Genomic DNA, 11,945 nt, shown 5'->3' with positions numbered 1-11,945 from the left:
GTCGAGTCCTTCACGTCAGTCGCGTCGTGCGAGTCCGTCGAGTCCTTCACGTCAGTCGCGTCGTGCGAGTCCGTCGAGTCCTTGGAGTCTGTGGAGTCCTTCACGTCGGTCGCGTCGTGCGAATCCGTGGAATCCTTCGAATCGGTCGGGTCCTTAACATCCGTCGCGTCATGCGAATCCGTCGAGTCCTTGGAATCGGTCGAGTCCTTGACATCCGTCGCGTCATGCGAATCCGTCGAGTCCTTGGAATCGGTCGAGTCCTTCACATCGGTCGCGTCATGCGAATCAGTCGAGTCCTTCACGTCAGTGGAATCCTTGACGTCCGTCGCATCGTGCGAATCCGTGGAGTCCTTCGAGTCAGTGGAATCCTTCACATCCGTCGCATCGTGCGAATCGGTCGAGTCCTTCACGTCAGTCGCATCGTGCGAGTCCGTGGAGTCCTTCGAATCAGTCGAGTCCTTCACGTCAGTCGCGTCGTGCGAGTCCGTCGAGTCCTTCACGTCAGTCGCGTCGTGCGAGTCCGTCGAGTCCTTGGAGTCTGTGGAGTCCTTCACGTCGGTCGCGTCGTGCGAATCCGTGGAATCCTTCGAATCGGTCGGGTCCTTAACATCCGTCGCGTCATGCGAATCCGTCGAGTCCTTGGAATCGGTCGAGTCCTTGACATCCGTCGCGTCATGCGAATCCGTCGAGTCCTTGGAATCGGTCGAGTCCTTCACATCGGTCGCGTCATGCGAATCAGTCGAGTCCTTCACGTCAGTGGAATCCTTGACGTCCGTCGCATCGTGCGAATCCGTGGAGTCCTTCGAGTCAGTGGAATCCTTCACATCCGTCGCATCGTGCGAATCGGTCGAGTCCTTCACGTCAGTCGCATCGTGCGAATCCGTGGAGTCCTTGGAATCGGTCGAGTCCTTGGAGTCAGTGGAGTCCTTCACGTCGGTTGCGTCGTGCGAATCCGTCGAGTCCTTCACGTCCGTGGCGTCGTGCGAGTCCGTGGAGTCCTTCGAGTCAGTCGAATCCTTCACATCCGTCGCATCGTGCGAGTCGGTCGAGTCCTTGGAGTCTGTGGAGTCCTTCACGTCGGTCGCGTCGCGCGAATCCGTGGAGTCCTTCGAATCAGTCGAATCCTTCACATCCGTGGCGTCGTGCGAATCCGTGGAATCCGTGGAATCCTTCGAATCCTTCACATCCGTGGCGTCATGCGAATCCGTGGAATCCTTCGAATCAGTGGAGTCCTTCACGTCCGTGGCGTCGTGCGAATCCGTCGAGTCCTTCGAATCAGTCGAGTCCTTCACGTCCGTCGCGTCATGCGAATCCGTGGAGTCCTTCGTGTCCGTCGAGTCCTTCACATCAGTGGCGTCGTAGGAGTCGGTCGAGTCCTTGGAGTCGCTGGCATCCAAAGAGTCCTTCGAGTCCGCGGCATCCTTGGAGTCCGTGGCGTCCTTCGAGTCCGCGGCATCCTTGGAGTCGGTAGCGTCCCACGAATCCTTCGAGTCCGCCGCATCCTTCGAGTCCGCGGCGTCCTTCGAGTCCGCGGCATCCTTGGAGTCGGTCGCATCCCACGACGCGTCAGTGGCGTCCTTCGAGTCCGCGGAGTCCGTGGCGTCGTGCGCGTCGGACGCGTCGGTGGTGGTGGTCGTCGTCGAGACGGCCGGGCCGGCCGGCGCCGCATCGGCGGGTGCCGCCGGGGCTTCCGGGGCCTGGGCCGGAGCGGAGTCGGCCGCCGGGGCGTCCTGGGCCGGGTTGGAGTCAGCCACCGATTCGGAGGATGAGCCCTCGGCGGATCCGCCCGTCGGCGTCTCATCCGACGACGGAGCAGAAGCAGGAGCACCTGCAGCAGAAGCCGAACCCGCATCCGCCGAGCTGGCCGGCGCCGCGATCGGCGCGGCATCCGTTCCCTCGGCCGCGAAGGCAGCCGTCGGCCCGCTGGCCAGTGCCAACGCGCAGGCGGCGACAACAGCCCCCCACTTGAGTGTGCGCATCCGGTCGTTCGGCGCACCGCGTTCGTTTCGTCGCTTCATGTCGTTCCTCCCACAGGGATCGGTTCAGCCCGAAGCGCGCGTGATTGCCGCGCAGGGGCATTGGCTCGTCATCGGGCACTCGATGTAGCGGAAGCGGTCAGCAGCTAGCTGTCGGACACGCGAACCGGTGTGGAACGCGTGACCCCGCCGAGGCGGACATCGGATTCAGGTCAGGTTGAGATTCCCGCCCGAACTCCACTCGTCGAATGGGCCCGAAGGCAGGGATCGCTCACGACATTGCTGCGATTGGCCGATTACGGCACGGTGCTCCCTGGGTGATTACACAGGGGAGATGGCGGGTGACTACTATCCGCATAAGATGACCAACGGGTGGGGATCGGGGATGACGACGTGACACGTGATGAGGTGCTCGAGCGCCTCGGCGAGCTCACCCTTCAGGGGGTGGTGCGGCGGCGCGCGGGTGATCTGTCGGCCGCCGTCGAATCGGTGCGCACCTGTCATCGACTGCTCGACAGCCTCGACGACGCCGACGTCTTCGAACTCGGCCCCGACCTGGTGGCCATGCGTGGCGAGTGGGCGCTCACCGCCACTCTCGAGGGTGACGAAGGTCTCGCTCTTCGAGGCTGGGAACGGCACTGGGACCAGGCCGAGCGATTCGACCTGGCCGAGCACCGCGGCATGGCCGCGGCATCCGTCGCCCTGGTTCACGCCTTCAACGGCGACCGCCTCTACGCCACCATGTGGCTCGAGCGGGCGGATGCGTGGCCGAGCCCCGAGTCGACGCCGCTCGCCGCCGTGGCCCGGGCCACCCTCGCGCTCGACGAGCTCGACTTCGAGCAGGCCGAGCAGCAGCTGGCGGATGCCGAAGCCCTCGCGACCTCGGAACGGTGGGCGGCGCTGGCATTCGTGGAGGCCAGGCTCGCATCGATGCTCGGTAAAGAGGGGTCGGGCACCGCACGTCTCCGCGCGACCTGCCTCGCCCACTACCCCAAGCAGTGGTCGGGGGGCGCGAACTGGCAGTTGATCGATGCCGCCACGCAGCTGCTCGACCGGGTGAACGCGCGGGCGGCCGGGGCGCCGCGGGGTGGCTCGGCGTGCTCATCGGTGACCGCCTACGCCGACCTCGCGCTGGCGCTCCGGGCCATCGACGACGGCGACGTCGAGCGGGCGCGCACGATCGCGGCGGCCGATCTGGACCGGCCGACCGCGTCGCTGCGCACGACCGCGGGGATGCGACTGGTGCTCGCCGCGACGGCCGGGCTCGACGGGGCGACGACGGATGCGGCCGGCTCGAGCGCCGGGTCGTCGGGTGCGCCGGCTCCGGTCAGCCCGGGTGCAGCTGGAACCCCACCGACGTCGCGCCCGAAAGACGTGTCGACAACCACAGCCCCGCAGGCGGTGCTGGCCGCGGCGAGCACCGCGGGTGCGGTGCTGGCGGCCACCGAGTTGGCCGAGGCGGCGTTGGAGACCGTCCGATCGGAACGCCTCTACTACCTGCTGCCGCTCTTCCCGCAGGAGATCGTCCGGTCCAGGGCCGCTCAGCACGACGATCTGCTGCCCTACCTCTCTCGCACCCTCGACCCGGAAGCCGACCAGACTCCCCTGACCAAGCGCGAACGCGAGGTGCTCTGGTACCTCGCACAGGGTTACCGCTTCGAGCAGATCGCGGCGGCCGAGTACATCTCGGTGAACACCGTGAAGAGCCACGCGAAGAAGCTCTACCGTCGGCTGGGCGTGAACGACCGTTCGGCAGCCGCGCGATACGGCGAGGCCAACCCGTCGGAGACACTGGCGCCGAGCGCTGAAGAGCACTGAGCCACGCGAGCCTGCCTGCCTGCCTGCCTGCCTGCCTGCCTGAGCAATTCGTACTCAACCCCGTCCGATTTGATCGACAGCTGTAGTTTCTATCGATAGTGTATGTCGCGATGACCGGGTGCCATGCGGCCCTGGCGGAGCGATTGGAGACGCCGATGGCCGATTGGCCGAACTGGGCAGGCGACCTTCCCACCTGGATCACGACCGTTGCGGTGGCGATCGCCGCCATCCAGTACCTCCACGAGCGCAGGCGTCGGCGTCAGGAGGCCGAGCGGGAGGCACGGCAGCAGGCCACGAACCTCACGGCGTGGACGGTGACCGACGCGGGCGAGCTCCGGCACTACGGCGTGCGCCTGTCGAACACGTCGGGATCCACCTTCCACGACGTGCACATCGAGACTGTGATGCACGGGTCGCCCGTGCGGGGCCCGATCAGGCTCTTGATCGTGCCGCCCGGCGACTACTACATCGGGCTGGCCGAGAAGAATGCGCCGTACCCGTGGCAGTTCGCCCGAGCGGTCGAGGAGCACGACGGCGCACTGCGCCCGTACATGCAGACCGACCAGTACCGCGTGACGTCGATGCGCTTCAGCGACAACCTCAACCAGACCTGGGTCACCGACGACCGGGCCGTGCTCGTCGCCCTCTGACCGCCCCCGCCGCCCGGCCCGCGGCGCGGCTTCGCGCACGCGTGGCGACCGCCGAGCCCGTAGGCGGGTCGGACTGCGTTCCGCGTGCGGCAAGCCCGCGGGCGCGGCGCGGCGGCAGGCCTCAGCTCGCGGTCGTCGTCGTCGTTCCTAGGAAGCGGTCGGCCGTGCGCAGCGCCATGGCCATGATGGTGAGCGCCGGGTTGGCGATGAGGGAGCTGGCGAAGGTGGAGTTGTCGCTGATCCAGAGGTTCGGGATGTCATGCGACCGCCCGTCAGGGTCGACCACCGACCGACCCGGGTCATCGCCCATGCGGCAGGTGCCCACGGTGTGGGCCGTTCGCGCCAGCACCCGGGTGCTGGTCGCCCCGGCCGCCTCCACGATCGACGTCATCACGGCGATCGCGTGCTCGTCGATCGCCTTCTCGTTCTCGCCGGCCGAGAACAGGATGCGGGCCTCCGGCATGCCGAACTCGTCGAGTTCCGACGACAGTTCCAGGTAGTTGTCGTCTGAGGGCAGGCACTCCGCATTGATGCCGACGCCGGCCGAGTAGGGGTACTGGTCGAGGGCGGCCATGAGGTCGGCCCCCCAGAGTCCGCCGCCGCGGGTGAGCGAGGTGGCGAAGGTGAGGGGCATCACACCGAGGCTCTGCATGAGGTAGCCCCCGGCGAAGCCGGCATCCGCCGGTCTCACCATGTCTTCGCTGATGATGGACGAGGGGTAGCCGCGGTAGCCGCGCATCTCGGTGTCGAAGGTGCCCCAGACCTGGGTGGCGCCGTGGGCCATGAAGTTCTTGCCCACCTGGCCGCTGCTGTTGGCGAGGCCGGTGTGCAGCAGCAGACGCGGCGTCTCGATGCCACCACCGCTGAGAACGAGGTTGGCACAGCGTTGACGGTGGTCGACGCCGTTCTGGCGGTAGACGACCGCGGTGACCTTGCCGCTCGCGTCGGTCTCGATGCCGTGCACCATCGCACCCGCCCGGATCTCAGCACCCGAGGCCACAGCCGCGGGCAGGTATGTGGTGTCCATGCTGGCCTTCGCGGCGGTGCGGCAGCCTTGGTGGCAGTTGCCGCACGAGACGCAGGCCTGCCGATGGCCGGCGTGTGGCTGGTGGCGGTCGCGCGTGATGACGGCGGCGGGGGCGTCGGTGGCTCGGATGCCGACGGCTTCACAGCCGCGCATCATCATGTCGGACGAGGCGTTGCGGAGGGTGGCCGGGTAGTCGTAGCGCCGAGCCGGATCCCACGGGTAGTCGGCGGGGCCGGAGACGCCGATCGCCCTCTCGGCGGTGCGGATGTACGCGGTGAGCTCGTCGAAGTTCACTGGCCAGTCCTCGCCGCGGCCCGAGTCGGACTTGAGCCGGATGTCGGCGCGCTGTGGCCGGGGGGTGAACGCTCCCCAGTGCAGGGTGGAACCGCCGACGCCTCGGCCGCTGTTGTTCTGGCCGAAGGCGGTGGGGTCGGTGCCGCCGCTGAGACGCTCCGACATCCAGTTGATCTCGACCGCCTCGGTCTCGTCGGGCGTGTAGTGGTGGGGCTCGAAATGGGGGCCGGCCTCGAGGGCCACGACCCGAAGGCCCCGGGCGGCCAGGGCCGCGAGGAGCGGCGCTCCACCGGCACCCGTGCCCACGACCACGGCGTCGACCACGTCGTTCTCGCGGTGCTGCTGCATTCCCGTCACGTTCATTCCTCCGCCCCTCCCTCGTTGCCGGCTGACGCACGCGTCGCGCCTGCCGAACCACCCACGCGGTCGGCCGACGCGTCGCCGCCTGTGCGAAGACCCGCCGCGGACGCGGAGTGCGCGGAGGGCGCGCCGGCGGAGGGCGCGCCGTGGGAGGGGGCGCCGTGGGAGGGGGCGCCGTGGGAGGGGGCGCCGTGGGAGGGGGCGCCGTGGGAGGGGGCGTGAGACAGCATCGACCCCGCGTCGCCTCCCGGCGCCCCGCTCGAGCCGAGGTCGACAGCCGCGTGCCGGGCCCGGCCGGGCGCGCCACCGGGCCGGGGCTCCCACGCCTCCCGGGTGCCGGCCGCCAAGAGCTGGAACCCCTGCTTGCGCACACCGTCTCCCCCGGTGGCGAAACCATCGAAACCGACGCGCGCCATCGAGGCCGGATGCGCGAGCCAGTGTCGCGCCAAGTCGGCCCGGGCGTCTTCGAACCAGTCCGCGAACTGCGAGGGCGACAAACGAGCACCCGGGGGCTCCCACCGGGAATCGGCCACGGCACGGAGCCGTTCGTCCTGCTCATCTGCCGGGAGCTCCTCGAAGCCGTGCAGCCCTTCCAGCGCGAGTGCGTAGGCCTCCCGGTCGGCGGGCAGTCCGGCGTTCCGCCATCCGTCGCCCGTGCCCGCGTGGAGCTGAGCATCGAGTCGGGCCGCCAGGTCGATCTGCTCGCCCTCCTGCGGAACCACACGATCGGCCACTGCGCGCAGCGTGCGGAACGCCTCGACCGTCAGCACCTGAGGCGAGTACGACGGGTCGTCGGCAACTGAACGCCGAGCCAGGATGCCGCGGGTGCGCGCGCTGGTGTGCGACGACGCGATGAGCGCCGCCGTTCCGCGCGGCACGGCGGGGCCGACGCCGGCCACCTCGCCCCAGAACGACGCGATGACGGCAGCGATCTCGTCGGGCTTCTCGAGGGGCAGCAGATGTGCCGCTCCCTCGATCACCTCGAAGCGGGCCCGCGGATAGAGAGGCCCGTTGAGAGCGGTCTGCGCCTGCGGCCCGAGATCGCCGTCGTCGCTGCCACTGACGATCAGCGCCGGCAGCTCGAGCGGTTCGACGGACGCGCTCCAGTCTTCTTCGCTCCCCCGCCGCAGCCAGGCGACCCACGCCGACGCATCGGTGCGGGCCAGATCACGCACGACGAGCGCATCGGCCGACGGCGGCAGCGGCCCGGCTGTATTGGCAGAGATGAACGTGCGGGCGTCCTCGCCCGTCACCGGGCCGGACTCGGCCCACCCGATCATCCGCTGACGCCGTTCCTCCTCCATCGGCTCGGGCGACACCGGCGACCCCGCCAGCAGCACTACTCCCGCGAGGCCGAACACCGGAGCCTCGCCCGAGAGAGCCCGGGCGGCCACCAGCGAGGCGATCTTGCCGCCCATCGAGTGGCCCACGAGCAGCCATCGGCTCGGGGATGCGAACGCGATGCGCGAGACCACGAACTCCACGATCTCCTCCACGGTGGCCGCACCCCTCGGCGCTTCGTCGCCGAACCCCGGCAGATCGAGGCCCAGCACGTCGAACGTCGATGTCAGCCGCGACGCCACCTCGATGAACGCGTCGCGACTGGAGCCGAGTGCGTGGAGGTAGACGAGGGTGGGCCGGTCGCTCGTGCGAACCGCAGCTGAAGGTGTGATCGGAGTGCTCTTTCATTCGCGCCGAGTGCGTCGTTCGCCAATCTAGTCAGATCGTCGACAACGGCAACGAGCGGGCCACGATCTGTGGAGAACCGCTTCTCCACAGCCGGGGATCACGAGAGTTCGTGCACAGATCGGTGCTTCACCCCAGCGGCTCCCACCAAACCCTCGTACCGTAGAACCATGACCCGCCCCCGCCCCGAGCCCGTCTACGCCACCGCCATCGTCCTCGGCCGCACGCTCTTCGCCTCGTGGCGTCTGCGGCGCCACGCCACCGGCCTCGAGAACCTGCCCGCCGAGGGCGGTGCCGTCATCGCCATGACGCATTTCGGCTACCTCGAGTTCGCGCTGGTCGAGTGGCAGACCTGGTTGCACAACCGCCGCCGCATCCGGTTCATGGCCACCAAACGCGCCTTCGACAAGCCGGTGGTGGGCTGGCTGCTGCGGGGCATGAAGCACATCGAGGTCGACATGTCGGCCGGTGGTGGCGCCTACGAGCAGGCGGTGGCGGCGCTGCGTCGCGGCGAGCTCATCGGCGTGTTCCCCGAAGCCGGGGTGAGCGCGAGCTTCACCGTGCGCGACCTCAAGAAGGGCGCGGTACGTCTCGCGGCCGAGGCCGGCGTGCCGGTCGTTCCCGTCGCGGTCTGGGGCGGTCATCGCCTCCTCACGAAAGGCAGAAAGCTCCGGATGCGCGACCGACTCCGCGTGCCCGTCCACTTCGCCGTCGGTCGGCCGATGACGGTCACTGCGTCCGACGACCCGGCCGAGGCCACGTCCCGGCTCCGCTCCACGCTCACCGAGCTCACGGAGCAGCTGCAGCGCGACTACCCGGTCGACGGCACCGGCCAGTGGTGGCAGCCACGACACCTCGGCGGCACGGCCCCCACACCCGACGAGGCCGCGGCGGCCGACGCGGCCCGCGATGCCCGCCGAGCGGCCGAAACCGACTCCGAGCGCGCGTAGAACACGACGGCACTCCAGTTCCCTCCGTCGACAGCCCGGGAGGGGCCGGCACCGCGGATCGCGCCGTTACACCGGCCTCCATTGAACACGCTAAATCGAAGCCCGGTGACTTCCAATCGCTCTTGAGGTTGAGCTTGGGCAGGGACGAAGCTGATCATCAAAGCCCCACCCGCCAATGATCATGCGTGCACGGTATTGACGGTCGATGCGAGCTCGCTTCACTTCCTTCGTGGTGAACCTATCGCTAACCGGTTTGAGTATTGGCGGGGCACTAGTCGCCGGACCTGCACACCCGACAACGGCCTAACCATGGCCATCGCACTCAGCGCCGGAGCCGCGATGCGAATTACAGTGATCCGAGTTGCCCTGACGCTTCCGCAGGACAGGGCGCCGCTTCGCTACGACGCGACCTGGGTCCGAAGTCATAGGCACACCATCGACATCACCATCGTGCTGGTGCCGAGGAGCCTAGCCACCTACCCCTCGTTCTCAATCTTGAGTGACGTTCAGATTTCGAACCGCGGCCCCATAATTTAGTCGACATATGATGATCATGGTGCGATAGGGTTCGATTGTGCCGAAGACGTTAGAACCAAACACAGTCCTCGACGGATTCTTGAGGAACACGCGAGCGTCGATGGAGCGATACATCGCCCTTTACGAGGCGCTTGAGTGGGACAAGAAGACACTGGCGCTGCGCCGAGGACTCACGTCAGATGTGGCGTTCCGGCTCGGCTCAGAGTGGGAGATATTTCAGCATCAATGGTTTGTTGCAGCTATCCACAAGAAGCAGGGCAAGTTCCGCTCCAACCTCGAAAAACGACTGCACGATGGCCTATCAAAAGCGGGGACCGGAAGCATCCTGGAGATTATGCGTCCGGGAAGCACCGAGATGCTCGAGAGGCTGAGCGCATCGCAAATCGAGCAGTTAGTCGATCCAGAAGGCTACAACGTCTCCTTCAAAGACAACGTCACATGGATAAAGAAGGCCGACCTTGACCTTGACCCGTCATATTGCACCCTAATTCGATCCATCGCCTCGACACCGTCTGACGCCTGCATCATAGACCTGGTAAAGGGCCTGCGAAACGCTATCGCCCACGGCAGTGGCGGGAGCCTGGTCAAACTGAATTCGCTAGTCCGCGTCCGCCAAGAGGGCGAGGACCTGGGCATAAGTGGTGATGTGAACAAGTTGCTCGTGAGGGACACGAAAGCCGTGAAGGACATTTCCGCGTACCTGCATCGGTATCTCGAGACCAAGGGCGTTCGAAGAGTCGTCTTGTTGCATCAGCGGATCGAAGAGATCGCGGAACGGTTGCGCATCGCATGATGTAGAAGTCTTGTCTTGAGCTCCTCGTCAGGCGGCTCAGCGCCCGCGACGCCCTCAGCACCCGCGGCACTCGCGACCCAAGCTCAGCGCCCGCGGCGCCCTCGGCGGGCGTCCCGCGCGCGACCCGAGCTCAGCGCCCGCGGCGCCCCGAGAACACCGCGTGCACGAGCGGCACCACCGACACCGCCATCAGCACGGTGCTCAGCACCAGGTCGTCGGCCCGCAGCACCGCCCCGGCGATCAGCAGCGCCCCGAACAGCAGCGCCGACACCACACGACCCGCCACCCGCTCGAGCCGCCCCACCCGCCGCTCCACCTCCGGGCTCCGGAACGCGACCGACCCGTCTTCGATGCGCGTCACCAGCTCGTCGAGACGCCCCGGCAGCCGCAGTGCCACCCGGGCGCTCTCGAGCGCCCGCGCCCCGACATCCTGAACCAGGTTGCCGCGCTCCTCGCGGATGAGCTGCTGCGCATACGGCTCCACCGAGTCCCACAGGTTGAAGGCCGGATCCAGAGCGCTGCTCACTCCCGAGGTGAGCGACATCGCCCGGATGATGAGCAGGAAGTTCTCGGGCAGCTGGAACGGCAGGGCCCGCACCACATCGGCGAACTGCACCCCGAACTCGCGGAACTCCCGCGGGTCGACCTCGCGCAGCTCCGCGAATCCCATCCCCCCGAAGCGTGCGAAGAGCTGCGTCATGGCGCGCTCGAGCTCCGTGGTGTCGGCCGAGGGCAGCAGCACGCCGAGGTTGCGGGCCGCGTCCACGAGGCCCTTGCCGTCACGGGATGCGGCGGCGATGAGCATGGTGCGGAGTCCGGCGCGCATCGTCGGCGCGACCTCGCCCATCATGCCGAAGTCGATGAACGTGAGCTTCCAGGCTGGCCCGCCCACCGCATCCGGAGCCGGCGCCAGCGGCGTCACGAAGATGTTGCCTGGATGCGGGTCGGCGTGGAAGAACCCGTTCGTGAACAGCTGGTCGAACATCACGGCCGCGAACACCGGGGCCACCTCGGCCGGGTCGATGCCCGCCGCCAGCAGTGCCGCGTGATCGTTGATCTTGATGGCGGTGACGTCTTCGAGCGTCAGCACCTTGCGCGTGCTGCGCTGCCACACCACGGCCGGCACGCCGACGCGCGGATCGGCCGCGAAGTCGGCGGCGAACCGCTCCGAGTTCGCCGCTTCGTGCAGGTAGTCGATCTCTTCGAGCGAGGTGGTGGCGAACTCCTCCACGAGCGCCGGCGCATCCACCCGCGAGTACACCAGCCGCACGTGGCTCAACCACTGCCCCACGCGCCGGAGCGCAGCGAGGTCGACCCGCACGATCTCGTCGATGCCGGGCCGCTGCACCTTGATGACCACGGCCGACAGCCCGGTGTCGGTCGCATCCGCCGCCGCGAGCCGGGCGCGGTGGGCCTGCCCGAGCGAGGCGGCGGCCACGGGAGTCTCGTCGACCCAGTCGTACACGCTCGTCAGCGACACCCCGAGCTCAGCCTCGGCCAGCTGCCGGATGAGCGGGAACGGCACCGCGGGAACCTCGTCCTGCAGCCCTTCGAGCTCCTTGGTGATCTCAGGCGGCAGAACGTCCAGGCGCGACGACATGAACTGCCCCACCTTGATCATCAGCCCGCCGAGATCGACGGCCAGCACGTGGAACTTCCGCGCGAAGCGCTGCATCCGCCTGGTGCGCGTGCGATCCGCGACGCGCTGCAACCCGATGCGCGGCAGCAGCAGCTCGAAGAACCACGTCACCGCCAGGTTCCACCCGGCGAAGCGCAGGATGCGGTTGTAGCGCGCGCGGGCCACCCGCGCCGCGGGAACCTCGTCCCCGCGGTCGGGTCGGACCGTGCTCACCC

General features: G+C 67.9%; 7 protein-coding genes and 1 pseudogene. 4 read left to right on the top strand and 4 right to left on the bottom strand.

Annotation, left to right across the window (positions count from 1 at the left end; all coding sequences use genetic code 11):
• Nucleotides 1–2,018 (bottom strand): annotated as a pseudogene (locus ACEXOR_RS15365) (hypothetical protein); the annotation flags it as partial.
• Nucleotides 2,019–2,369: 351 nt separating this feature from the next.
• Between ACEXOR_RS15365 and ACEXOR_RS15360 the strand changes: the two are divergent.
• Entirely contained in the window at nucleotides 2,370–3,794 is a 1,425-nt protein-coding gene (locus tag ACEXOR_RS15360; RefSeq protein WP_374850593.1) for a helix-turn-helix transcriptional regulator, read from the top strand.
• A gap of 155 nt (nucleotides 3,795–3,949) precedes the next feature.
• Nucleotides 3,950–4,444, top strand: coding sequence for a hypothetical protein (locus tag ACEXOR_RS15355; protein ID WP_374850592.1), 495 nt, complete (start codon nucleotides 3,950–3,952; stop codon nucleotides 4,442–4,444).
• Between the two features lie 121 nt (nucleotides 4,445–4,565).
• On the opposite strand, the gene ACEXOR_RS15350 is transcribed toward ACEXOR_RS15355, so the two are convergent.
• A complete protein-coding gene (locus ACEXOR_RS15350; protein ID WP_374850591.1) occupies nucleotides 4,566–6,128 on the bottom strand; it encodes a GMC family oxidoreductase in 1,563 nt (520 codons plus the stop codon).
• A complete protein-coding gene (locus ACEXOR_RS15345; protein WP_374850597.1) occupies nucleotides 6,125–7,798 on the bottom strand; it encodes an alpha/beta hydrolase in 1,674 nt (557 codons plus the stop codon). The genes ACEXOR_RS15350 and ACEXOR_RS15345 overlap by 4 nt, the downstream gene beginning before the upstream one ends.
• A gap of 183 nt (nucleotides 7,799–7,981) precedes the next feature.
• On the opposite strand from ACEXOR_RS15345, the gene ACEXOR_RS15340 reads away from it, so the two are divergent.
• Together ACEXOR_RS15340 and ACEXOR_RS15335 are read left to right on the top strand one after the other, a co-directional pair.
• Nucleotides 7,982–8,761, top strand: coding sequence for a lysophospholipid acyltransferase family protein (locus ACEXOR_RS15340; protein ID WP_374850590.1), 780 nt, complete (start codon nucleotides 7,982–7,984; stop codon nucleotides 8,759–8,761).
• 574 nt (nucleotides 8,762–9,335) lie between these two features.
• Nucleotides 9,336–10,091 (top strand): hypothetical protein, encoded by a 756-nt coding sequence (locus tag ACEXOR_RS15335; protein ID WP_374850588.1) that lies wholly within the window; start codon nucleotides 9,336–9,338, stop codon nucleotides 10,089–10,091.
• 130 nt (nucleotides 10,092–10,221) lie between these two features.
• Here the strand turns inward: ACEXOR_RS15335 and ACEXOR_RS15330 are convergent, their stop codons facing one another.
• Complete coding sequence (locus ACEXOR_RS15330) at nucleotides 10,222–11,943, bottom strand: ABC1 kinase family protein (protein ID WP_374850587.1); 1,722 nt, start codon at nucleotides 11,941–11,943, stop codon at nucleotides 10,222–10,224.
• Nucleotides 11,944–11,945 lie beyond the last annotated feature (2 nt).

It is taken from the genome of Herbiconiux liangxiaofengii, assembly GCF_041927335.1.
In the GTDB taxonomy this organism is placed as follows: domain Bacteria; phylum Actinomycetota; class Actinomycetes; order Actinomycetales; family Microbacteriaceae; genus Herbiconiux; species Herbiconiux liangxiaofengii.
The sequence above is the reverse complement of the archived record's forward strand: the minus strand, read 5'-3'. Positions and strand labels throughout refer to the sequence as shown.